The sequence below is a fragment of the Sphingopyxis sp. sgz302558 genome, assembly GCF_057220455.1.
In genome coordinates, this window is the sequence record NZ_JBXPUZ010000002.1 from 363250 (window position 1) to 383933 (window position 20684).

Sequence of the window (20684 nt, forward strand, 5' to 3'; positions counted from 1 at the left end):
AAAGCTATGCGCCTGCTCAAACTTGTCCCCGACGACACCAACATCGATTTCCTGAAATGGCGCAACGTCGCCATGGCGATCAGCCTGTTGTCGATTATCGCCTCGATTGCGCTGGTCGCGACGCGCGGCCTGAACTTCGGCATCGACTTTGTCGGCGGCCAGTCGGTGCGCGTCGAATTCGCTCAGGGCGCGCCCAATATCGATGAGCTGCGCAACAAAGTCGACGCCATCGGTTTGGGCGAAGCGACCATCCAGCAGTTCGGCAATTCGAATGCCGTTAACATCCGCACGGCGCTGCCTGAGGGCGATAGAGCTTCGGCTGAAGCGGCGGGGCGCCAGCTGGTCGCCGGCATCAAGGCGGCCTATCCCAGTGCCAAAACGGGCGCAGTGGAAACTGTGTCGGGCAAGGTTTCAACCGAGTTGCTGCGCACCGGCGTGATCAGCCTGGCGCTCGCGATGCTCGGCATCAGCCTTTACATCTGGATCCGCTTTGAATGGCAGTTCGGCATTGCCGCGCTGTTCGCGCTGTTCCACGATGTCACGCTGACCTTCGGCTTTTTCGCGCTGACGCAATTGCAATTCGACCTGAATATCGTCGCGGCGATTTTGACGATCATCGGTTATTCGCTGAACGACACCATTGTTGTGTTCGACCGGGTGCGCGAAAATCTCAAAAAATATCGCAAGATGGACGTGATTGCGCTTTTGAACCTGTCGACCAACGAAACGCTGTCGCGCACCATCATGACCGCAACCAGCATCATTATGGCGCTGTCGGTGCTGGTGTTCCTGGGCCCCGACGTCATTTTCGGCTTTTCGGCGGCGATGCTGCTGGGGATTTTCATCGGCACCTATTCGTCCATCTATATGGCGGCACCGATATTGGTGTGGCTGAAGGTCGGCCCTGACAGCTTCGTGCCCAAAACCAGCGCCGCGATTGCCGGCGGCGAACGGGTGACGCGCAACGATGACGGGGCGGTGGTTTAACTGTCTCACTGTCATTTCGAGCGGAGCGAAGCAATCCAGAGCCGAGTAAACCGCCCCTGGATTGCTTCGCTCCGCTCGCAATGACGAATTAGAGAGAAACGATTCGACGCAAATGCTCCGCTAGTTCGCGGCCGTTGCGGTCCCAGCTGAACCGGTCGCCCAAAGTGTCGGACACCGCGGCGGCGTCGTGCGGGGTGGCGAGCAAGTCGCGCACCGCCATCGCAATGGCCTTTGGTGTACGCTCGACAATTCGCCCCGCCACATCCGACGTCACCAGCTCTGCCGCCCCGCCTGCATCACTGATGACAATCGGCGTGCCGCATGCCAGCGCCTCGACCCAGGCATTGGCCAGTCCCTCGCTGACCGACGGCATGACGATGGCGTCAGCGGCGCGATAGAGCTGCGGTAGGTCGGCGTGCGCCACTGGCCCCAGAAAATGCACCCGGTCGGCAACGCCCAGCCGCGCTGCCATGGCGCGATACTCGCCCTCGCTGTCGCCAGTTCCGGCCAGCAGATAGGTGACCCCGGGTAGTTCGGGTAATGCCTGGATTACCAATGCCTGGCCCTTGCGCGGGATGAGCGCGCCGACGCTGGCAATCAACGGGCGATTGCCTGGTCCCAGTTCCAGTTCCCTTGCCAGCGCGGCGCGCGCGGCGATGCGATCGCCGGGGCAAAAGCGCGCACGGTCAATGCCGGTGTAATGGACGGAGACCTTGGCCGGATCGATGCCGATGGCGACCATATCATCGCGCATCGCCGCCGACACGGCGAGCAATCCGGCTGCCTTAATCGCCGCCTCCGATATTTGCGGCGCGGTCGCAGGTGTGTGACCAAAATGGCTGATGTCCGCCCCGCGCGCCTTGACCGAAAAGGGCAGCCCCAGCGCTGCGGCGATGTGCATCGCTGCCGGGCCGTCCGGGTAGAAAAATTGCGCGTCAACAACGGCGAAGGGCGCAACGGCATGGAGGCGGCGGGCGAGCGGCAACACCGCACGCGCAATTGCGGCCGGGTTGCGCGCAGCGCGGCCTGGAATCAGCCTGAAGCGCGGGCGGTGGACGTGCAAGCCGTGCCAATCGTCTTGCCGCGGCAGCATCCGGAGCGCGCGGTAGCGCGGATGTAGCGACAGCGGCCATGGCGGCACGCCGCGCGGCGCAACCACCGTCAGCTCGACTCCTGGCTGCGCCGCCAGCGCGCGCAGGCTTTGTTCCACGAATAGCCCGAAATTGGGCCGCGCAGCATCCGGAAACAAGGTCGCAAGCGACAGGACGCGCAGCGGCGTCACAGCGCGCGGATCAGCCGCACCGCCACCGCCGCCCACGCCGGATTGACGACTACCTGCTGCCGCTGCCCGGCGCCGAGGGGGAGCAGATGCAGCTTTTCGCCATCGACGTTCAGCAGCCGGGCGAAGATAAAGCGGCCCGCCGGGCGCGGCACCAATATGTCGCGGTTGAGCGCGGCGGCCCAGTCGCCTTCCAGCGGGCGGCACCAGATCTCATCGCCCGCGCGGTAATCGCCAATCGATCCGGTGACGCGCACGGCGACCAGATCGGGCGTCGCGCGCGTCGTCGCGGCCGCCTCGACGCGCGTTGGCGCCTGCGCGCCATCCGGGCCCAGCAGCGCGGTGATGGTCAGCTGCGTGTCGGTCGGCAATTGCACCAACTCGCTGGCATCGACCCCCAGCGCCGCTGCAATCCGGTTCATCCAGCCGAGCGAGAGCGTGCGCGTGCCGGTTTCGAGCCGCCCGATCGTCTGCGCTGTCGTTGGCGGCACACAGCGTGCCGCCACATCCTCCAGCGTCAATCCCTTGGCGCGGCGCACGGCGCGGATGCTATTGATCATCGCATTTTCTTTCGTAACCAAATCGGTTTTCTGTTTCCTACATTTATCGCCAATGTCAAGGGGTGATGCCAACCATGAAGATGGAGTCGTCATGTCCCCCCGACCAATGTTTGCCAGCCGCATCCACCCGGACGACCAGCGCGATCCTGAAAAGCTGGCCCGCGCCGCCTGCCGCGTCGTCACCGTCAACCTGGCCGAAAGCCCGCTCGCCTGGCTGCATGCACGCGGCAAGCTCAGCGACCGGCAGTTGCTGGCGGGCGAAAAACTGCGCGACGATTATGAACGCGCGGGGCTTGGTGCACGGGTCACCATGCGCTGGGATGCGCCGCCCGCCGCCGGCAAACGCAGCGGTGCGCGGGCCAGCGCGGCCGCCGACGGCCGCATCGACGCGCACGACCGCTTCCACCGCGCGCTGGCGGCCGCAGGGCCGGGTCTTGCCGACATCTGCTGGCGTGTCGTTTGTGCCGGCGAGCCGATGCCCGACGCCGAGCGCGGTCTGGGCTGGCCCGCGCGTGCAGGCCGCATCGTGCTGACGCTAGCGCTCGACCGGCTGGCGGAGTTTTACGGTTTATCCTAACTCCTCGACCATTTCCGCCAGCAGCAACCACCGCTCCTCCGCTGCGTCTTTTTCAGCGCGCAGTGCGTCGAGTTCGGCGGTCAGCGCGACAAAACGGGCATGGTTGCGGTTGAACAGGCTGCCGTCCGCCAGTTCAGCCTCTGCCACCGCGACCTGCCGGTCAATTTCCTCAATCCGCGCGGGCAGCAGATCATAATCGCGCTGGTCTTTGTAGGTCAGCTTTTTGCGCGGCGCGGCGGGGGCGGCAGGTGCGGGTGCAGCTTTGCTGGCGGATTTGGCGGCGCGCACCGGCGCGCGCTTTGCCTCCCAATCGGCATAGCCGCCCGCGACGATATCGACCTTGCCGCTTCCGTCGAGCCCCAGCGTCACGGTGACGGTGCGGTCCAGAAAGTCGCGGTCGTGGCTGACCAGCAGCACGGTGCCGTCATAATCGGCGATGACTTCCTGCAACAGGTCGAGCGTTTCCAGGTCGAGGTCGTTGGTCGGCTCGTCGAGCACCAGCAAATTCGATTCGCGCGCAAATTCGCGCGCGAGCAACAACCGCGACCGTTCGCCGCCCGACAGCGCGCCCACCTTGGCATCGACCAGTCCGGGTTCGAACAGAAAATCCTTCAAATAGCCGATGACATGCTTCTTCTCGCCGCGCACGTCGACCCAGTCGCCGCCGTCGGCCAAAATGTCGCGCACGCTGCGCTCGGGCGCCATCAGGCTGCGTTGCTGGTCGATGATGATGCCGTTCAGCGATTTGGCCAGCGTCACCTTGCCGCCGTCTGGCGCAATTTCGCCGGTCAGCAGCTTGAGCAGCGTTGTCTTGCCCGCGCCATTCGCGCCGACCAGCCCGATGCGGTCACCGCGCTGCACGCGAAAGGTGAAATCCTTGATGATCGTTCGGCCATCGAAGGATTTGCTCACCGCTTCGGCGACAATCACCGATTTCGACCGCACATCATCATTGGCGAGCCCCAGCTTGGCCACCCCCGGCCCGCCGATCATCGCCGCGCGGGCGGCACGCATTTCTTTCAGCTTTTCCAGTCGCCCCTGATTGCGCCGCCGCCTTCCCGTGACGCCGCGCTCCAGCCAGTGCGCCTCCAGCCGCAGCTTGGCATCAAGCTTGTCGGCGGCGCGCACCTCTTCGGCATAGACGGCCTCCATCCACGCCTCGAACCCGCCAAAGCCGATCTCTTTGCGGCGGATCGCTCCGCGGTCGAGCCACAAAGTCTGGCGCGTCAACCGCGTCAGGAATGTCCGGTCATGGCTGATTGCGACAAACGCACCCGAATAGCGCGCCAGCCACCCCTCCAGCCAATCAATCGCGGCCAGATCCAGATGGTTGGTCGGCTCGTCCATGAGGAGCACATCGGGCTCCAGCGCGATGGCACGCGCGATGGCGGCGCGGCGACGTTCGCCTCCGCTCGCGCTGGCGGCGGCGCGGCCCATGTCGATGCCCAGCTGCGTTGCGATGGCGTCGACGGCATGTTCGGCGGGACCATTGGCCCCGTGCGTCGCAAAGTCCATCAACGTTGCGAACGGCCGGAAATCGGGCTCTTGCTCCAAAATCACGACATTGGTGCCCGGCACGATCACCCGCTTGCCCTCGTCGGGCTCGATCCGCCCCGCGAGCAGCTTCATCAGCGTGGTCTTGCCCGCGCCATTGCGCCCGATCAGCGCCAACCGGTCGCTTGCCCCGACATAAATGTTAAGGTCGCGGAACAGCCAGCCGCTGCCTTGCACAAGACCCAAATTCTCATAGGATAGGACAGGAGCGGCCACGGGTCAGGACCTACCAAATGCGCGTTCGAGGCGTCGAAATGGCGAAGATGTCGGAGGGAAATGTCCGCCGTCGGGTAGCAGAGCTACCCGCAAGGGCATTTCGCTTCGAGATCGAAGCCATTTCGGCGTCCCCAGGATTTGGTCCATTTTGCCCATTGCGTCGTTGGCCAGCTCGGTAATATCGGCATATGACCTTCGCTTGCCGCCTCGCACTGAGCAAAATGGCCTCAAACCTCGAACGCGCATTTGGTAGGTCCTGACCCATAATGAACGGCGCGCTACAGGCCCGTTCAGCATCGTGCAAGCGCGCTCGCTGCATTGGCGCAGCGCCGGGCGTGGTCCGGTGTCAGGAGAATAAAATACATGCGTAACTTGCTCATCGCCACCGCCGCTGCTGCCGCTGCTTTCCCCGCTGTTGCAATGGCGCAGGCGCAGGCCCCCGCCGACAACGCGCTCATCAGCTTTGCGGTCAGCGAAGAGGTCAAGGTGGCCCCCGACCGCGCGCAAATCGGTGCCGGTGTCACCACCAGCGCGCCGACCGCGGTCGAAGCCCTGCGCGCCAATAGCGCGGCTATGGACAAGCTGATCGCCGCGGCCAAAAAAGCGGGCATTCGCGATGGCGACATCCAGACCAGCCAGCTCAACATTTCGCCGCAATATGATTACCGGCCGCAGGAACAAGGCCAACCGCCGCGCCTAATCGGTTATCAGGCAAGCAATCAGGTCAATGTCGTCACCCGCGACATCAAGGCGCTGGGCGGCCTGATTGACGCAATGATTGCGGCGGGCGGCACCAATATCAGCGGGCCCAATTTCTACGTCGCCAACCCCGACGCGCTGCTCGACGGCGCGCGCGCGAAGGTGATGGCAAAGGCGAACGCAAAGGCGGCCGACTATGCCCGGCTGGCCGGATACCGCGAAGCGCGCCTCGTCACGCTGACCGAAGGCGGCGCCTGGATGCCCCCGCCGCAGCCGATGCCAATGATGGCGCGCGCCGAAATGGCCGACGCCAAATTCGCCGCGCCGATTCAGGCGGGCGAGGTGGGGAATACGCTGACGGTGCAGGTGCAATATCGGTTGGTGCGGTAAACGCCGAGCCGGGGTCTTCCTATTGGGCGATCGCGCTGCGCGTGGTTAGAGATGCATTTCCGGGGACATGCTCTTGCAATTCCCCGATTTTTTCTCTGCGCTGCCTTACGCACGCGCCTTTCCGAGCTTCGCGCAAAACCGCTTTCCTACACCTGCCACGATGTGCCATGACGATGGAACGCGCTCTTTCGCATCGTCCGTTCCGGTGCCAGCAGTCCGGCTTCTTGTCCTCAAGCAAGGTCCTGACCTTAAAGCGACAAAGGATACATATGGGGTTGGGGTGACGGTATCCCTTGTATCCTTAACCGCCTGCATGCTGCGATTATGGCGACGGAAGGGGATAGGGGGGGGGTGCTTCAACTTTGTGAGAATTGCGGGGGTTTTGCACGCCGCAACGCGGCAAAAGCGTTCTCTTCGTGGGTTCGTCGGAACCAAGCGTCAGGCTAAGCGGGGGAAGGGGTATAGGTAGGCGTCAATTTTCTGAAGAATCCGCCTTATTCTAACACCCCCGGCTCCCACGGCCATGGCCGCTCGCGGAACCATTTGGTGATGATATATTTGCGGCCCTTGCGAACCTTCATCCCGTGATGGAGTGTGTCGGGGTTGGGGTGCCCGTCGGCGCGCATATTGTTCCACGCGAGCAGCTTGCCCGTTTCGGGCTGGTGCATTTTGCCCGTCGCCAGAAACCGTGTTGCACCGCCTGCAGCTGGTTCGTTGAGGTAGATCATCATCGTCCAGCTGCGCTGGCCCGACACGCTGCAAAATTTTTCCCAGTCCATCCCGCCGGGGTCGAAATAGTCAGTATGGGCTTTGAATTCCTGCCCCACGTCATAGCATTGCCCCTGGATGGGTTCGCCAAAAGGCAGGGCGATACCGGCCAGATCGTGCAGCCGCTGGTTCAGCGCGATGACCACGGGGTCGCTATGGTCAAGGTCGCACGTGCTGCTGGTGCGGAATGCATCATCGCCGTTGGGGTCGGCGATGGTGGAGGGCTTGAGGTCGCGGTCGATCCGCTCGATCAGCGCGGCGCACGCGTCCGTCGACAGGAAGCGCGGCAGGATGAACTGGTCGAGCTTGGACGACGGCGCGCGGCGCATCCCCGGCACGGCGCGCAGCCGCGCCGCGGTCATGTCCGCACCCGATGGGATCAGGTCGGCGGGGGGATACGATGCGGCCATCGGCGCGGGTCTAGCGCGCACGCGGGGCGCGAACAATGCTTGACGAACGGCGGCAAACGCGCTTATCGCGCCGCCTTCGTGGCGACCATAGCTCAGTTGGTTAGAGCGCCGGTTTGTGGTACCGGAGGTCGCGGGTTCGAGCCCCGTTGGTCGCCCCATTTTTCCCCGCGTGACACGCCTGCCCTATTGCTTTATTGCACAGTCCCGTAATTTCCTTGCTTTGGCAAATGGGGGCAGCAATGACGGCGGTGTGGGACTTTCCCGATTTCGATGACCATGAACATGTCACCTGCTTTCGCGATGCGGCGAGCGGGCTGACGGCGGTCATTGCTGTCCATTCGACGCACCTTGGCCCCGGTGCGGGCGGAGTACGTTTCTGGCATTATGCCGACCGCGCCGCTGCCGTCACCGACGCGCTGCGCCTGTCGCGCGGGATGAGTTACAAAAACGCTATGGCTGGCCTGCCTATGGGCGGGGGCAAGGGCGTGATCCTGGCGGCGCCGGGGCAGGCCAAGACCCCCGAAATGCTCGCCGCCTTTGGCCGCGCCGTCGAACGGCTGGGCGGCGCTTATGTCACCGCCGAAGATGTCGGTATGACCGATGCCGACATGGTCGCCATTGCACAGCAGACGCGCCATGTCTCGGGCCTGCCGGTCGCGAGCGGGGCGGCCGGCGGCGACCCTGGGCCGCTGACCGCGCTGGGTGTTTATTTGGGCATCAAGGCCGCCATCCAGCATCACCTCGGCACCGACAGCGCGGCGGGCGTGCGCATCGCCATTCAGGGCGTGGGTAGCGTGGGCGGCGGCGTGGCGCGGCGGCTGGCGGCGGAGGGCGCGAGGCTCACACTCGCCGATGTGCATCTGGGTCGTGCCAAGGCGCTCGCGGACGAATTGGGCGCTGATCTGGCCGATTCCGCGGCGATCATGGAGGTTGATGCCGATGTCTTCAGCCCCAACGCGCTGGGCGCAATCCTGACCGAGCAGAGCATTGCCCGGCTGAAAGCCCCGATCATCGCGGGTGGCGCCAACAACCAGCTGGCGACCGCCGCCGACGGCCAGCGTGTGCACGACCGCGGTATCACCTATGCCCCCGACTATGTGATTAATGCAGGCGGCATCATCAATGTCGCGCTCGAATATCTAGGGCAAGGCAGCCGCGAAGAGGTCGAGGGCCGTATCCACCAGATCCCGGCGCGCCTCGCCAATATCTGGGCCGAGAGCAAGGCCAGCGGTACACCGGCCTCGGTGGTCGCCGACCGGATGGCGCAAAAGCTGATCGGGCGGGGTTAGGCCCGCAGCGCCGCCGCGAGCCGCGCGGCGGTGACGAACAGCCACTCACGCGCGTCCTCGGCGATCATCTCGCCGATGGCGTCGTCGAACGCGCGGCGGTCATGGCGGCTGGCATGGCCTACCATGGCCAGCAACGCTGCCTCATCATGGGTCAGGCGCGGGCAGCAGGGACGGAACACGGTCAGCGGGTCGGGCCAGACATGCGCCATGCCCGATAGCAGCAGGCGGAAACAGCTGGCGGCATTGGGGGAGCCAAGCAAGTCGACCAGCCGCGGCTGCGCATCGCCGTCCTGAGTCGATGCTAGCCCGGCAACACGAAAAGCGCGCACCAGCCGGTGCGCACACGGCGGCATACTGGCAAGCGATGGTGAGGCCAAGGCGGCGAGTTGGGGATGGGACATGCGATACACTCCTTCTGGTTTCAGCTTGTGATGCAAATGCGAATAAGTCGCAATAAGTAATATCGAGCAATGTCTTGCTTTATGTTAGTTAGGCAACTAACGATAAAGCGACTCGAACGCAGGAGACTTTTGCTATGGCCCTCGTCAATCGCCGCATGCTGCTTATCACTGGCGGTGCGGCCGCCGTCGTGACCGCTGGGACGGGAACGCTCGCCTGGTGGCCCGGAACGGCGAGCGCAACCCAGCCGTGGCGCGATGCAGGCAAAGCGCTGGGCGACCCGCGCCTCGACGCGCTGGCCTACGCCATCCTCGCGCCCAATCCGCATAACCGCCAGCCGTGGCAATATCGACTGATTGACGAAGACCGCATCGATATCAGCTGCGATCTGTCACGCCGCTTGCCGCAAACCGATCCGTTCGACCGGCAGATTGTCGTCGGGTTCGGCTGCATGATCGAGTTGCTGGTTATGGCTGCAGCGGCGAAGGGCTACTCCAGCGTCGTTACGCTGTGGCCCGATGGTGAACCCCAACCGCGTCTGGATGCACGCCGTGTGGCCAGCGTCCAGCTGATCCGCAATCCCGCCGAAAGGCCCGACCCGCTGTTCGAACATGCGCTGGCTCGGCGGTCGACCAAGGAGGTTTACAGTGTGAAACCGGTAACAGCTGACGCCCTAGGGCGGTTGGTCGGCGAGCCGGTAGCGGGAGGCGTGGTGGCTGGTGGATCGGTTGATCCGGCCAGCATTGCAGCACTGCGCGAACTGACGTGGGAGGCGTGGATGGCCGAATATCGCGACGCGGCGATGCGCCGTGAAAGCATCGACCTGATGCGCATTGGCAACGCCGAGATTGTGGCCAACCCCGATGGGATCGAGCTTGGTGGTCTGTTCATGGGGTTGGGGAAGATGACCGGGGTGATCACCCGCGAAACGCTCGATACCCCCGGCACAACCGCATTTCAGCAGGGCATCGACATGTTTAAACCGATCATGGGGTCGGCGCAGGGCCATGTCTGGCTGGTCACGCCGGGGAACAGCCGCGCCGAACAGATTGCCGCCGGGCGCCGCTGGGTGCGGATGAATTTGCAGGCGCAAGCGCTGGGCATCGCTATTCATCCGCTGAGTCAGGCTTTGCAGGAGACCAAGGCCATGACCGGGCCCTACGCCGAGGTGCACGAACGGCTGGGCGCACGCGATGGCGCTGTGGTGCAGATGCTGGCGCGCATCGGCTATGCGCTCTTTCCCGAACCCACGCCCCGCTGGCCACTCAAAACCCATTTGGTCGCAGCATGACTTTATCCGCCGATCAGGGCGCGCGTCTTGTCGCACTGCTAACCGATATTGCCATCATCAACCAGCTGACCTCGGCGGCGGCGACGCGCGTACTGGCGCCGCAGCTGGGGCTGAGCGAATATAGTCTGCTGAACCACATGGTCCGGCGCGGCGACGGCGAGACGCCCACGCGGTTGGCGCGCGCATTTCAGGTCAGCAAGCCATCGATGACCGCAACCATCGGGCGCCTTGCGGGCAAAGGCCTGGCGCGGGTCGAGGATGATGCTGCCGACGGCCGGTCGAAGCGGCTGCGCATTACGGATGCCGGGAAATCCGCCCACGCCGACGCGCGACAGCGGTTGGCATCGCTGCAAGGCGAACTGTTCGGCGGTTATGATATTGCCGCGCTGCTCGATCACGCCGATGCGTTGGCGGACTTGCGGGCGCACCTAGATGCCCAGCGCAACCTGCGCGATGGCCTTGCCTGACTCGCCAGCATGGCGCATCACACGCCGTGCGCATCATCTATCTTGTTGGCGGTTGGCTCGCACTGATTGCGGGCGGCATCGGTATCTTCGTTCCGCTGTTGCCAACGGTTCCGCTGGTGATCCTTGCGGCCTATTGCTTTGCGCGCTCATCACCGCGGCTGGAGGGTTGGTTGATCGAGCATCCCCGCATGGGGCCACACATCGTAGCATGGCGCGAACGCGGCGCGATCAGCCGTAGGGGCAAGCTGGGTGCATTGGCGGCGTTTCTGGCGGGTATCACTGTCAGCCTGATGTTTGCGCCATGGCCATGGCCGCTGGCACCGGTGCTGGCGGCCAGCATTTGCCTACCATGGCTATGGTCGCGCCCCGATGCCTAGAATCACTGGACCGCGCACAGTGGCTCGCATAAAGACGCGTGCCTGATATGCACGCCTATGCCAATCCCACCCGGTTTCTGCGCATCGCCCGTCCGCTGACCATCTGGTTTGCGGGCCTGGGTTTGGGGCTGGTGCTGATTGGCGCATGGGCCGGGCTTACTCAAACGCCGGCCGACTATCTGCAGGGGGAAACCGTCCGTATCCTTTATGTGCATGTCCCCGCCGCTTGGCTTGGGATGGGCGGCTGGACGGCGCTAGCGATTAGCGGATTGGTACAGCTGGTCTGGCGGCATCCGCTCGCCGGGATCGCGGCGAGGGCTATTGCCGTGCCGGGGATGTTGTTCACCGCGCTGTGCCTGATCACGGGCTCCATATGGGGCAAGCCCACTTGGGGCACTTGGTGGGAATGGGACGGGCGGATGACGTCGATGCTTGTGCTGTTGTTCCTCTATGCCGGATTCATCGCGCTGGCGAACAGCGATAATGGCAATGGTCGTGACGGCGGTTCAATCTCTCGCGGCGCGGCCATTTATGCGCTGGTCGGCGCGATCAATATCCCGATCATCAACCGCAGCGTAGTGTGGTGGAACAGTTTGCACCAAGGACCCAGTATCACGGTGCGTGGGTCCAGCATCGATGGCGAAATCCTGTGGCCACTTGGCTTCACGGTCGTGGGCTTTTCGCTGTTGTTCGGGGCGATTGTGCTGATGCGCATGCGCGCACAGATAGCCGCGAACCGCGTCAGCGCCCGGTTGCGGCGGCTGGCCGATGAGGAGCCGCTGCCCGCATGAACGATCAGTGGGATTTTGTAATTGCCGCCTATGTCCTGACTGCACTGCTCACAGTGGCCGTGCTGGGAACGAGTTGGCGCGCCATGCGTCAAGCAGAGCAGCGCGCCGATGCGCTGAAGCGGGAGCGCGAATGAAAGCGAAACATCAGCGGTTGGTATTGGCTTCGCTGGCGGCGGTGGCGGTAGCGGGCGCCGGCCTGCTCGCGGCCGGGGCTCTGCGCGATGAAGCGGCCTATTTCCGTACGCCGAACGAAGTGCGCGCCGGGCAGGCGGCAGTCGGTGAAGCCATGCGGCTGGGCGGCATGGTACAAAAGGGCAGCATTCAGCGCCTGCCCGACGGCGTGTCGATCCGCTTTGTTGCCACCGACGGCAAAGCCAGTCTGCCGGTTGAGTTCACCGGCATCGTCCCCGACCTGTTCAAGGAAGAATCGGGCATGGTCGCGGATGGCGAGCTGCGCGCTGACGGCACATTTGTCGCGACGCGTATCCTGGCCAAGCATGACGAGCGTTATATGCCGCCGCAGATGGGCGACATTCCCAAGGATGCGGGCAAAAGCGTCACCGAGCCGACCGCATGATTGCTGAAATTGGCCACGCCCTGCTGTGGTTGGCGGCGGCGCTCGCCTGCCTTGCGCTGCTGGCGGGGGCCCTGCATTTGCGTGTGCCCAAGCCTGAGTTGGCAGCGCTGGTGCGCCCGGCGATGGTGGCGCAAGGCGTTTTGACCCTTCTGTCTTTCGCGCTGCTGATGGCGCTGTTCATCCGCAGCGACATGTCTGTCGAGCTGGTTGCGCGCAACAGCCACAGCCTTAAGCCCATGATTTTCAAGGTAGCGGGTACCTGGGGTAATCATGAAGGCTCGATGCTGCTGTGGCTGACCATTTTGGGTTTGTCGGGCGGATTGGTAGCGCTGTTTGAAAAGCGGCTGCGCGATGACACGCTGATCGCTACGCTGACTGCGCAGGCGGCACTTAGCCTTGGTTTCTTTGCCTTCCTGCTGTTTTCGTCCAACCCATTCAATCGCCTGCCGGTCGCGCCGCCCGATGGCGCGGGGCTAAACCCGCTGTTGCAGGACATTGGCTTGGCCTTTCATCCGCCGACGCTCTACATCGGCTATGTCGGCCTGTCGGTAGCGTTCAGCTTTGCCGTCGGCGCGCTGATCACGCGCGAAATTGGCCCCAATTTCGCTCGCGCGATGCGGCCGTGGGTGCTGGGCAGCTGGATTTTCCTGACACTGGGCATCACAGCAGGCAGCTATTGGGCCTATTATGAGCTGGGCTGGGGCGGTTGGTGGTTCTGGGACCCGGTCGAAAATGTGAGCCTGATCCCCTGGCTTGCAGGCGCGGCCCTGCTCCATTCCGTCAGCGTGACGGCGACGCGCGACGCGCTGCGCGCTTGGACGGTGATGCTGGCAGTGGTTGCCTTTTCCATGTCGATGCTGGGCACCTTCATTGTTCGGTCGGGGCTGCTGACCAGTGTGCACAGCTTTGCCGTCGACCCGGAACGCGGTGCATTTTTGCTGGCGCTGATGGCGATTTATATTGGCGGCGCGCTGACGCTATTCGCCTTGCGAGCCGGATCGCTGGCCGAGGGGAAGAAGTTTGCGTTGCTCAGCCGCGAGGGCGCGTTGGTGGCGAACAACCTGTTGCTGACCGTAATACTTGCGGTGGTGCTGCTGGGCACCCTCTATCCGATTGTCGCCGAAGCGATGGGTGAGAAGGTGTCGATTGGCCCACCCTATTACAATGCTGTCACCGGTCCGATTGCGCTGATCCTGTTCAGCCTGATGGTAATGGGTCCGCTGCTGAAGTGGCGGCGCGATGATGGCAGTGTACTGCTGGCGCGGTTGCCGGCTATGGTTGCAGCGGCGATGTTGGTGCTGGCAGCGCTGATTGTATTTGGTGGCAGCGTGGGTGTTCTGCCCTTGCTGGGCATGGTCGTCGCGGCGTTTGTTGCGGTGGGCAGCATCGCGCCACTATGGAAACGCAACCTGCGCCGCACGCCGCTAACCATTTGGGGGATGGTCATCGCGCATCTGGGCATCGCGGTGGGGCTCGCCGGAATGGCTGCCGAGCGAGCCTTCATCCAGGAACGGCTGGTCGCGGCCGCACCGGGGGATGTCATTGCCGTTGGCCCATATAAAGTTCAGTTTGTCGGCGTGAAGCCAGCGGCGGGGTCGAACTGGACAGCGGTTGACGCCGAACTGAGAGTAATTTCGCCCGGTGGCATTGACCGCGTGCTCCGGCCGCAGGCGCGCGACTATCCCGGGCTGATGGGCGGCGCGCCGGTCGAGACCAAAGAAGCCGATTTTATCACGTTGGCGGGAGGGCATCTGTTTGCCAATATCGGGCAGGCAGTAAGTAGCCAGGGGCCAACGCGGTACCAAATTGCCGTAAAGTGGATGCCGCTTGTCTATTGGATCTGGATCGGCGGCGGCATGATCGCTCTGGGTGGAACGCTGGCGATGTTGGGCCGCGCGCAGTTGTTCGACCGGTGGAAGCGCCGACGTCGCGCCAAGGCAGAGGCGCGTTTCGCGTGAAGCGGCGTTGGCTCCTCTTTGCTCCGCTGGCGATTGTGTCGCTGTTGTTCGGTATGTTCATCTATCGGCTGGCGACCCCCGAGGACAAGTTGATCCAGTCGCGCTGGATCGATCAACCCATGCCGCTATTCGACCTGCCACCGGCGACGGCAGGAATACCTGGACTGAAGAGCAGCGATCTGGCTGATGGGCGACCGCGCCTGATCAATGTGTTTGCCAGCTGGTGCATCCCGTGCAAGGCCGAAGCGCCGCAATTGGAGGCTTTGGCGCGCGCAGGCGTTCCCATCGATGGTATCGCCATTCGCGACCGTCCAGAGGATGTAGCGGCTTTCCTGGCTGAAACCGGCAATCCGTTCCAGCGCATCGGTGCTGACATGCAGAGCAGCGTCCAAATCGCGCTAGGGTCTTCGGGCGTGCCCGAGACCTTTCTGGTCGACGGAAAGGGCATCATCCGCGAGCAGATCCAGGGCATTATCACCCCTGAAATGGTGCCCGAGATTCAGCGCAAGCTGGAGGCGATGCGGTAATGCGTTGGCTGCTGCTTTTGCTCATGGCTTTGGTGGCTGCGCCGGTCGCTGCACAAGACCGCCTCCCGCCCGCGCCGTTGGCCTACAAACAGCTTGATGATCCCGCGCAGGAGGCCAAGGCCAAGGCGCTGATGGACGAGCTGCGCTGTCTGGTGTGCCAAGGCCAGTCGATTGCAGACAGCGACGCGCCGCTGGCCGGCGACATGCGGCACGAGGTGCGTAGCAAGATTGCGGCGGGCGAAAGCCCCGACGCGATCCGCAAATGGTTGATCGCGCGCTATGGCAACTGGGTGACCTATAATCCGCCATTTGCGAGCGCGACCTGGTTCTTGTGGGTCGGACCATTGCTGTTCCTGCTGGCGGGGCTGTGGCTGGCGCGAAGTCGTTTTCGTCAAAGTGACGACGGTGCGGAGGAGCGGCCATGATCTGGCTTTGGCTACTTGCAGCAGCGGTGCTGACCGCCGGGCTGATGCTGTGGCTGGGCCGCATTCCAAGGGCGTCGAGCACTGTGCCTGCTGCGGCACTGATGCTGGGGTTGGCGGGATACGCACTGTACGGCTCGCCCGAACTGCCTGGCAAGCTGGCGGCGACTACGAGCGCGGCCGAAGGCTTTGGCGAGACCATCGAGAGCAACCAGGGCCAAATGCGCGAACGCTTTGGTGAGGCAGGGCAGTGGCTCGGGATCGCCGATGCGATGGCGCGACGAAATCGGCATGACCTCGCCATCAAGGCGCTGGAAGGCGGGCTAAAACAATATCCAGACAACATCGATCTTTGGGTTGCGCTCGCCAATGCCTATGTCGAGCATGGCGGGGGTATGATGACCCCGGCGGCGGCGCTAGCGTTTGACGAAGCCGCCAAGCGCGGTCCGGATCACCCCGCGCCACCATTCTTCGCCGGACTGGCAATGGCGCGTGGGGGGGACTTGGCCGGAGCGGAGGCGGTGTGGAACCAGTTGCTCGCGCGCTCGCCCGCTGACGCGCCGTGGCGCAGTGATTTGGAAGCGCGGTTGGCGCAACTGCGCGCGATGCGCACGCCGCAGCCGCCACCTCCCGCTAGCGCGGCACCATAGAGCGCCATTTTTGCCGCTTTCGCGGTCCGTTGGCTTGGTTTAAGGCGCGCCGATGGCCAGCGAGTCGCACTCAGCACCCATGGGCGCCAGCGCGTCGGCCGACGGGCAGGACCATCACCGCGACGGCTTTGCTAAGCTCGCCATCGGGTCGGTGGGCGTGGTGTTCGGTGACATCGGCACCAGCCCGCTGTACGCCTTCCGCGAAACCTTTTCCGGCCATCATCCAATCGAGCCAGACCAGTTGCACATCGTCGGCGTCCTGAGCCTGGTTTTCTGGTCAATGATGCTGGTGGTGACGTTCAAATATGTCCTGACCATCATGAAGGCCGATAATAAGGGTGAAGGCGGGTCACTGGCGTTGCTAGCGCTGATCAACCGCCAGTCCGAAGGCGCGCGCTGGTCGTGGCCGATTGTGATGCTCGGGGTATTCGCGACCGCGTTATTCTACGGGGATTCCATGATCACCCCGGCTATGTCGGTATTGTCGGCGACCGAGGGGCTGAGCTATGTCGACGAAGGCTTCCGCGCCTATATCATCCCGATCGCGCTCGCCATTTTGATCGCACTATTTGCGATCCAGTCGCGCGGGACCGCGAAGGTGGGGGCATTTTTCGGCCCGATTATGATTGCCTATTTCACCATGCTGGCGGTGCTGGGCGTGATGCATATCGTGGGCAATCCGGCGATCATATTCGAGACGCTAAACCCGGTAAATGCGCTGCGGTTTTTCTATTATGATGGCTGGACGGCATTTGTCGCGCTGGGCGCGGTGGTGCTGGCGGTGACAGGGGCTGAGGCGCTTTATGCCGATATGGGCCATTTCGGACGCGCCCCCATTGGAACGAGTTGGCTCGCGTTTGTGCTGCCCTGCCTGATGCTCAACTATATGGGGCAGGGGGCAATGGTCCTGGGCGCTGATACTGCCGAAGCCGCCCGCCTTATCAAGGACCCCTTTTTCCTGATGATGCCCGATGATTGGCGCATTCCAGTGGTGGTGTTGGCGCTGCTCGCTACCATCATCGCCAGCCAGGCGGTGATTTCGGGTGCCTTTTCGTTGACGCAGCAGGCGATCCAGCTGGGCTTCATCCCGCGCATGCGGGTCGAGCACACCAGCGCATCGGCGGCGGGGCAAATCTATATCCCGCTGGTGAACTGGTTCTTGATGGTCATGGTGGTGGTGTTGGTCGTGTCGTTCGGATCGTCAAGCAATCTGGCGGCGGCCTATGGTATTGCGGTTACCGGCGCAATGTTCATCGACACATGTCTGGTCAGCGTCGTATTGATTACTCTTTGGCGCTGGCCGTTGTGGAAAGCGCTGCCGGTGCTCGCCGTGTTTTTCATCGTCGATGTCGCCTATTTCGGTGCAAACCTGCTCAAGGTACCCGATGGCGGCTGGGTACCATTGGTCATCGGCTTGATCATCTTCACCCTGCTGACCACCTGGTCGCGCGGGCGCAAGTTGATGCATCAGGAAATGGCCGAAGGCGTCATGCCCATCCCGATGTTCATCGGTTCGGCAGCCAAAAGCGCTACGCGCGTGCCGGGGACTGCGGTGTTCATGACCTCCTCTTCGGACGGAGTGCCGCACGCGCTGCTGCATAATTTGAAACATAATAAGGTGCTGCACGAACGCATCATTTTGCTGACGATCAAGGTGTCCGATGTCCCCTATGTCGACAATGACAAGTGCCAGGAGCTTGAAGATATGGGCGAGGGGTTCCACCGGCTGATTCTGCATTATGGCTTTATGCAGCCGGTCGATGTGCCCGCCGCGCTGGCACAGGTTCAGGGCTGCGGCGCGCAGTTCAAGATGATCGAGACCAGTTTCTTTCTGTCGCGCCAGACATTGATCGCCTCACCCACCCCGGGCATGCCAATCTGGCGCGAAAAACTGTTCGCGTGGATGCTGCGCAATTCGGAAAGCGCGATGGAGTATTTCCGCCTACCAACCAACCGGGTGGTCGAATTGGGCAGTCAGGTGGCCATTTGAGGTGCCGGTCCGATTCTAGCCATTTTGGTTGAAACAGGGCGAAACCGTTTGAAACCCGACGTCTGGCTTGCGATGACAGTTATAGGGTGCAGTAAGAATTGTTGATGCCAATTCCTTCCCGCGCAGTCGGAGGGCGCAAGCCGCATGTCGGATAAGGGCAGTATCCCGATTGCGACGATAGAACAGCAGCGGCCATATTTGCTGTTTTTGGCCGGTGAAGGCCGGCGTCTGGACCGGGCTACGCTGGAACCAGAGTTTCGGCGCATGGGGCTTAACCCGCGCGGAGGTGTTCCGAGTACAGCGGATTGCTCAGGACTCTTTGTCGATCCGCCGCTGGAAGTCGGCTTTGCCAGTCAACGAGCGCTTGCCGGACCAGCACGGCCGGATTTGGCCGAGCTTAACAACGTGGTCGATACCCGGCGGGTGCTGGCATGTGTGCCACTGAATCTGTCCACAGGTGACCGGGTCTCGTGCGGCCGGGAATTGTTCAAACTGGCAGTACTGTTGATCGACTTATGCAGTGCCGACCAGATTTACTGGTCGCCGGCTGGCTTATGGTCTGACGCAAGGCAGTTTCAGGCAGCGGTCACCGAAATGCTGACCAGCGGCATGCCGCCCGTGCTCCATGTCGTGGCCTTTCACCCCGCCACGAACGGGACTGGCGTGCAAACGCAAGGCTTGGCCCATTTCGCGGGACAGGAACTGGTCGCGACCGAAGCAGCCGGGTTGGACCGGGCCGGGTTGCTGCGACGCGTAGCGCGGCTGGCGATCGACATCATGATCAATGGGGCGGTCCAGGCGCCGCGCAGCTTTCCCGGCCTGGTCGAGGGCGAACGAATTAGGATGAGGCCCGATGGTGGCACCGTATATGTGACGATTTTGGCGGAATGACCGGGCGGCGCTGGCACCAGCGAACGGCATGTCCGGATGGATTTCAGCGCCATCACCTCATCCCGCTGGAACTAACCCGTAGAGCGCAATTGGCGGCGATGTTTACGGCGCTGGAGGCCGATGGGCTGCGGCTTGGCCGCTTTGCCGAAAACGGCTTGCACCTGCCCGCGCGCGAGGTCGATGCCGTCGCCCTCGGGCATGCGCTTCACCGTGGGCCGCATCCGGCCTACACCGATGTGGTGGCGGCGCGGCTTGAGGCCATTCGCATGGGTTCTTGTTTGGGCAAGGCCGAGGGCCGGTGGGCGACTGTGGACCGCATCCGGACGCTGCAGGCGGCGCTGCGCCGGGCGCTGACCGATCGGCACAGCCAGCATCTGTGGCTCAACCGGCGCGATCCGATGCGGCTGTTCGCGGATCGCGCCTATCTGGACGCGGCAATCGCGGCGATGTTCGGAGAAGGCTAAAAGGTCCGGACTTTGGCCTGCAGCTGTGCCCAGGCCTCGCGGTATTCACCCTCCAGCTTGGCCACGAAATCGGCGACGCTTCCCACCTGTTTGACTGCGCCGATGCCCTGGCCCGATCCCCAGATGTCCTTCCACGCCTTTTTGTCTGTGTTGCCGCCCGACCCGAAATCCATCGTCTTGAGGTCGCCTTCGGGCAGATTGTCGGGGTCCATGCCGGCAGCCTCGATTGAGCTGCGCAGGTAATTGCCGTGCACGCCGGTGAACAGGCTGGAATAAACGATGTCGGCGGCGCGCCCTTCGGTAATCGCGTCTTTATAGCCCTCGACGGCGTTAGCCTCGGTCGTGGCAATGAAAGCGCTGCCGATATAAGCAAGGTCGGCACCGCACGCCTGCGCCGCGAGCACCGAGCGGCCGTGCGCAATCGCACCCGATAGCGCGACCGGTCCATCGAACCATTCGCGGATTTCCTGTACCAGCGCAAAGGGCGACTGCGTGCCGGCATGGCCGCCGGCACCGGCAGCGACCGGGATCAGGCCGTCGGCACCCTTTTCCACAGCCTTGCGTGCGAAGCGATCGTTGATGACGTCATGAAGCGTGATTCCGCCCCAGCGATGCACCGCATCGTTGAGTTCCACCTGAGCGCCCAGCGAGGTGATGGTGATCGGCACCTTCCATTTTTCGCAGGTGGCAAGGTCGGCCATCAACCGGTCGTTCGAGCGATGGACGATTTGGTTGACTGCATAGGGGGCCGAAGGGCGATCGGGATTGTCGCGGTCCCACGCGGCCAGTTCCTCCGTAATGCGGTGCAGCCATTCGTCGAGCTGCGCCTGCGGGCGCGCGTTGAGCGCTGGGAAACTGCCGACAATACCCGCTTTGCACTGCGCAATGACCAGATCCGGCCCCGAAACGATGAACAGCGGCGAACCAATAACGGGCAGGCGCAGACGGTCGAAAATGGGGGGCAGGGCCATGGCAGCATTCTCCGCAAGGGCAGGGTAGGACAAGGTTCACCTTAACGTAAAGGGAAGGCGGCGCAAGCGCCAATAGCACCGCCGCATTACGCAGCAAGCAGCGGAAATTATCGCCCGATTTTGCTGCAAAAGTCGCTGCATCTTTAGCTCCCGGTAACCTTAATCTGCTTAATTCGGCAG

The 20684-nt window shown here is 63.2% G+C and carries 23 protein-coding genes and 1 tRNA gene; 18 read left to right on the forward strand and 6 right to left on the reverse strand.

Annotated features, from left to right (window positions below):
- Window positions 1-6 precede the first annotated feature (6 nt).
- Entirely contained in the window at window positions 7-987 is a 981-nt protein-coding gene (gene secF / locus AC2TC0_RS07105; protein WP_484716816.1) for a protein translocase subunit SecF, read from the forward strand.
- Between the two features lie 88 nt (window positions 988-1075).
- Here the strand turns inward: secF and AC2TC0_RS07110 are convergent, their stop codons facing one another.
- Complete coding sequence (locus tag AC2TC0_RS07110) at window positions 1076-2305, reverse strand: glycosyltransferase (protein WP_484716817.1); 1230 nt, start codon at window positions 2303-2305, stop codon at window positions 1076-1078.
- Window positions 2266-2826 carry a helix-turn-helix domain-containing protein gene (locus AC2TC0_RS07115; RefSeq protein ID WP_484716818.1) on the reverse strand — a complete coding sequence of 187 codons (561 nt, stop codon included), beginning with the start codon at window positions 2824-2826 and terminating at the stop codon, window positions 2266-2268. Before AC2TC0_RS07115 ends, AC2TC0_RS07110 begins: the two co-directional genes overlap by 40 nt.
- A gap of 91 nt (window positions 2827-2917) precedes the next feature.
- Here AC2TC0_RS07115 and AC2TC0_RS07120 point away from each other — a divergent pair, with 91 nt between their 5' ends.
- The gene (locus AC2TC0_RS07120; RefSeq protein WP_484716819.1) at window positions 2918-3403 is read left to right on the forward strand and encodes a DUF6456 domain-containing protein; all 486 of its coding nucleotides are present in this window, start codon (window positions 2918-2920) and stop codon (window positions 3401-3403) included.
- Here AC2TC0_RS07120 and AC2TC0_RS07125 read toward each other — a convergent pair.
- Window positions 3395-5173, reverse strand: coding sequence for an ABC-F family ATP-binding cassette domain-containing protein (locus tag AC2TC0_RS07125; protein WP_484716820.1), 1779 nt, complete (start codon window positions 5171-5173; stop codon window positions 3395-3397). The two genes, AC2TC0_RS07120 and AC2TC0_RS07125, sit on opposite strands and share 9 nt — an antisense overlap.
- 363 nt (window positions 5174-5536) lie before the next feature.
- On the opposite strand from AC2TC0_RS07125, the gene AC2TC0_RS07130 reads away from it, so the two are divergent.
- Complete coding sequence (locus AC2TC0_RS07130) at window positions 5537-6262, forward strand: SIMPL domain-containing protein (protein ID WP_484716821.1); 726 nt, start codon at window positions 5537-5539, stop codon at window positions 6260-6262.
- Window positions 6263-6756: 494 nt separating this feature from the next.
- On the opposite strand, the gene AC2TC0_RS07135 is transcribed toward AC2TC0_RS07130, so the two are convergent.
- Window positions 6757-7440: a prolyl hydroxylase family protein gene (locus AC2TC0_RS07135; protein ID WP_484716822.1), complete on the reverse strand. Its 684-nt coding sequence runs from the start codon at window positions 7438-7440 to the stop codon at window positions 6757-6759.
- 81 nt (window positions 7441-7521) lie between these two features.
- Between AC2TC0_RS07135 and AC2TC0_RS07140 the strand changes: the two genes are divergently transcribed.
- Window positions 7522-7598, forward strand: a tRNA-His gene (locus AC2TC0_RS07140).
- 81 nt (window positions 7599-7679) lie between these two features.
- A complete protein-coding gene (locus tag AC2TC0_RS07145) occupies window positions 7680-8729 on the forward strand; it encodes a Glu/Leu/Phe/Val family dehydrogenase (protein ID WP_484717472.1) in 1050 nt (349 codons plus the stop codon).
- On the opposite strand, the gene AC2TC0_RS07150 is transcribed toward AC2TC0_RS07145, so the two are convergent.
- Entirely contained in the window at window positions 8726-9130 is a 405-nt protein-coding gene (locus AC2TC0_RS07150) for an addiction module antidote protein (protein WP_484716823.1), read from the reverse strand. The two genes, AC2TC0_RS07145 and AC2TC0_RS07150, sit on opposite strands and share 4 nt — an antisense overlap.
- A 155-nt stretch (window positions 9131-9285) precedes the next feature.
- Here AC2TC0_RS07150 and AC2TC0_RS07155 point away from each other — a divergent pair, with 155 nt between their 5' ends.
- From AC2TC0_RS07155 to AC2TC0_RS07215, 13 genes are all read left to right on the forward strand, one after another.
- The gene (locus AC2TC0_RS07155) at window positions 9286-10419 is read left to right on the forward strand and encodes an Acg family FMN-binding oxidoreductase (protein WP_484716824.1); all 1134 of its coding nucleotides are present in this window, start codon (window positions 9286-9288) and stop codon (window positions 10417-10419) included.
- Window positions 10416-10886, forward strand: coding sequence for a MarR family winged helix-turn-helix transcriptional regulator (locus AC2TC0_RS07160; RefSeq protein ID WP_484716825.1), 471 nt, complete (start codon window positions 10416-10418; stop codon window positions 10884-10886). Before AC2TC0_RS07155 ends, AC2TC0_RS07160 begins: the two co-directional genes overlap by 4 nt.
- Before the next feature lie 26 nt (window positions 10887-10912).
- A complete protein-coding gene (locus AC2TC0_RS07165; protein WP_484716826.1) occupies window positions 10913-11263 on the forward strand; it encodes a YbaN family protein in 351 nt (116 codons plus the stop codon).
- Window positions 11264-11310: 47 nt separating this feature from the next.
- Complete coding sequence (gene ccmC, locus AC2TC0_RS07170) at window positions 11311-12054, forward strand: heme ABC transporter permease CcmC (RefSeq protein WP_484717473.1); 744 nt, start codon at window positions 11311-11313, stop codon at window positions 12052-12054.
- Window positions 12051-12188, forward strand: coding sequence for a hypothetical protein (locus AC2TC0_RS07175; RefSeq protein ID WP_484716827.1), 138 nt, complete (start codon window positions 12051-12053; stop codon window positions 12186-12188). The genes ccmC and AC2TC0_RS07175 overlap by 4 nt, the downstream gene beginning before the upstream one ends.
- The gene (ccmE, locus tag AC2TC0_RS07180) at window positions 12185-12631 is read left to right on the forward strand and encodes a cytochrome c maturation protein CcmE (protein WP_484716828.1); all 447 of its coding nucleotides are present in this window, start codon (window positions 12185-12187) and stop codon (window positions 12629-12631) included. The genes AC2TC0_RS07175 and ccmE overlap by 4 nt, the downstream gene beginning before the upstream one ends.
- The gene (locus AC2TC0_RS07185) at window positions 12628-14589 is read left to right on the forward strand and encodes a heme lyase CcmF/NrfE family subunit (RefSeq protein WP_484716829.1); all 1962 of its coding nucleotides are present in this window, start codon (window positions 12628-12630) and stop codon (window positions 14587-14589) included. The genes ccmE and AC2TC0_RS07185 overlap by 4 nt, the downstream gene beginning before the upstream one ends.
- Window positions 14586-15116, forward strand: coding sequence for a DsbE family thiol:disulfide interchange protein (locus tag AC2TC0_RS07190; RefSeq protein WP_484716830.1), 531 nt, complete (start codon window positions 14586-14588; stop codon window positions 15114-15116). The genes AC2TC0_RS07185 and AC2TC0_RS07190 overlap by 4 nt, the downstream gene beginning before the upstream one ends.
- Window positions 15116-15541, forward strand: coding sequence for a cytochrome c-type biogenesis protein (locus AC2TC0_RS07195; protein WP_484716831.1), 426 nt, complete (start codon window positions 15116-15118; stop codon window positions 15539-15541). Before AC2TC0_RS07190 ends, AC2TC0_RS07195 begins: the two co-directional genes overlap by 1 nt.
- The gene (locus tag AC2TC0_RS07200) at window positions 15538-16188 is read left to right on the forward strand and encodes a tetratricopeptide repeat protein (protein ID WP_484716832.1); all 651 of its coding nucleotides are present in this window, start codon (window positions 15538-15540) and stop codon (window positions 16186-16188) included. Before AC2TC0_RS07195 ends, AC2TC0_RS07200 begins: the two co-directional genes overlap by 4 nt.
- A gap of 52 nt (window positions 16189-16240) precedes the next feature.
- Window positions 16241-18178, forward strand: a complete 1938-nt coding sequence (locus tag AC2TC0_RS07205) for a potassium transporter Kup (protein WP_484716833.1) — start codon at window positions 16241-16243, stop codon at window positions 18176-18178.
- A gap of 144 nt (window positions 18179-18322) precedes the next feature.
- Window positions 18323-19069 (forward strand): hypothetical protein, encoded by a 747-nt coding sequence (locus AC2TC0_RS07210; RefSeq protein WP_484716834.1) that lies wholly within the window; start codon window positions 18323-18325, stop codon window positions 19067-19069.
- Entirely contained in the window at window positions 19066-19533 is a 468-nt protein-coding gene (locus AC2TC0_RS07215) for an AHH domain-containing protein (RefSeq protein ID WP_484716835.1), read from the forward strand. The genes AC2TC0_RS07210 and AC2TC0_RS07215 overlap by 4 nt, the downstream gene beginning before the upstream one ends.
- On the opposite strand, the gene AC2TC0_RS07220 is transcribed toward AC2TC0_RS07215, so the two are convergent.
- Complete coding sequence (locus AC2TC0_RS07220; RefSeq protein ID WP_484716836.1) at window positions 19530-20504, reverse strand: NAD(P)H-dependent flavin oxidoreductase; 975 nt, start codon at window positions 20502-20504, stop codon at window positions 19530-19532. The two genes, AC2TC0_RS07215 and AC2TC0_RS07220, sit on opposite strands and share 4 nt — an antisense overlap.
- Window positions 20505-20684: the final 180 nt, after the last annotated feature.

What these genes read in the sequence shown, in the direction of transcription:
- AC2TC0_RS07195 (WP_484716831.1), top strand. Translation starts at nt 15,116, where the DNA reads ATGCGTTGGCTGCTGCTTTTGCTCATGGCTTTGGTGGCTGCGCCGGTC.
- AC2TC0_RS07200 (WP_484716832.1), top strand. Translation starts at nt 15,538, where the DNA reads ATGATCTGGCTTTGGCTACTTGCAGCAGCGGTGCTGACCGCCGGGCTG.
- AC2TC0_RS07150 (WP_484716823.1), bottom strand. Translation starts at nt 9,130, where the DNA reads ATGTCCCATCCCCAACTCGCCGCCTTGGCCTCACCATCGCTTGCCAGT.
- AC2TC0_RS07210 (WP_484716834.1), top strand. Translation starts at nt 18,323, where the DNA reads ATGTCGGATAAGGGCAGTATCCCGATTGCGACGATAGAACAGCAGCGG.
- AC2TC0_RS07175 (WP_484716827.1), top strand. Translation starts at nt 12,051, where the DNA reads ATGAACGATCAGTGGGATTTTGTAATTGCCGCCTATGTCCTGACTGCA.
- AC2TC0_RS07130 (WP_484716821.1), top strand. Translation starts at nt 5,537, where the DNA reads ATGCGTAACTTGCTCATCGCCACCGCCGCTGCTGCCGCTGCTTTCCCC.
- AC2TC0_RS07215 (WP_484716835.1), top strand. Translation starts at nt 19,066, where the DNA reads ATGACCGGGCGGCGCTGGCACCAGCGAACGGCATGTCCGGATGGATTT.
- AC2TC0_RS07160 (WP_484716825.1), top strand. Translation starts at nt 10,416, where the DNA reads ATGACTTTATCCGCCGATCAGGGCGCGCGTCTTGTCGCACTGCTAACC.
- ccmC (WP_484717473.1), top strand. Translation starts at nt 11,311, where the DNA reads ATGCACGCCTATGCCAATCCCACCCGGTTTCTGCGCATCGCCCGTCCG.
- AC2TC0_RS07185 (WP_484716829.1), top strand. Translation starts at nt 12,628, where the DNA reads ATGATTGCTGAAATTGGCCACGCCCTGCTGTGGTTGGCGGCGGCGCTC.
- secF (WP_484716816.1), top strand. Translation starts at nt 7, where the DNA reads ATGCGCCTGCTCAAACTTGTCCCCGACGACACCAACATCGATTTCCTG.
- AC2TC0_RS07155 (WP_484716824.1), top strand. Translation starts at nt 9,286, where the DNA reads ATGCTGCTTATCACTGGCGGTGCGGCCGCCGTCGTGACCGCTGGGACG.
- AC2TC0_RS07120 (WP_484716819.1), top strand. Translation starts at nt 2,918, where the DNA reads ATGTCCCCCCGACCAATGTTTGCCAGCCGCATCCACCCGGACGACCAG.
- AC2TC0_RS07135 (WP_484716822.1), bottom strand. Translation starts at nt 7,440, where the DNA reads ATGGCCGCATCGTATCCCCCCGCCGACCTGATCCCATCGGGTGCGGAC.
- AC2TC0_RS07220 (WP_484716836.1), bottom strand. Translation starts at nt 20,504, where the DNA reads ATGGCCCTGCCCCCCATTTTCGACCGTCTGCGCCTGCCCGTTATTGGT.
- AC2TC0_RS07115 (WP_484716818.1), bottom strand. Translation starts at nt 2,826, where the DNA reads ATGATCAATAGCATCCGCGCCGTGCGCCGCGCCAAGGGATTGACGCTG.
- AC2TC0_RS07205 (WP_484716833.1), top strand. Translation starts at nt 16,241, where the DNA reads ATGGCCAGCGAGTCGCACTCAGCACCCATGGGCGCCAGCGCGTCGGCC.
- AC2TC0_RS07145 (WP_484717472.1), top strand. Translation starts at nt 7,680, where the DNA reads ATGACGGCGGTGTGGGACTTTCCCGATTTCGATGACCATGAACATGTC.
- ccmE (WP_484716828.1), top strand. Translation starts at nt 12,185, where the DNA reads ATGAAAGCGAAACATCAGCGGTTGGTATTGGCTTCGCTGGCGGCGGTG.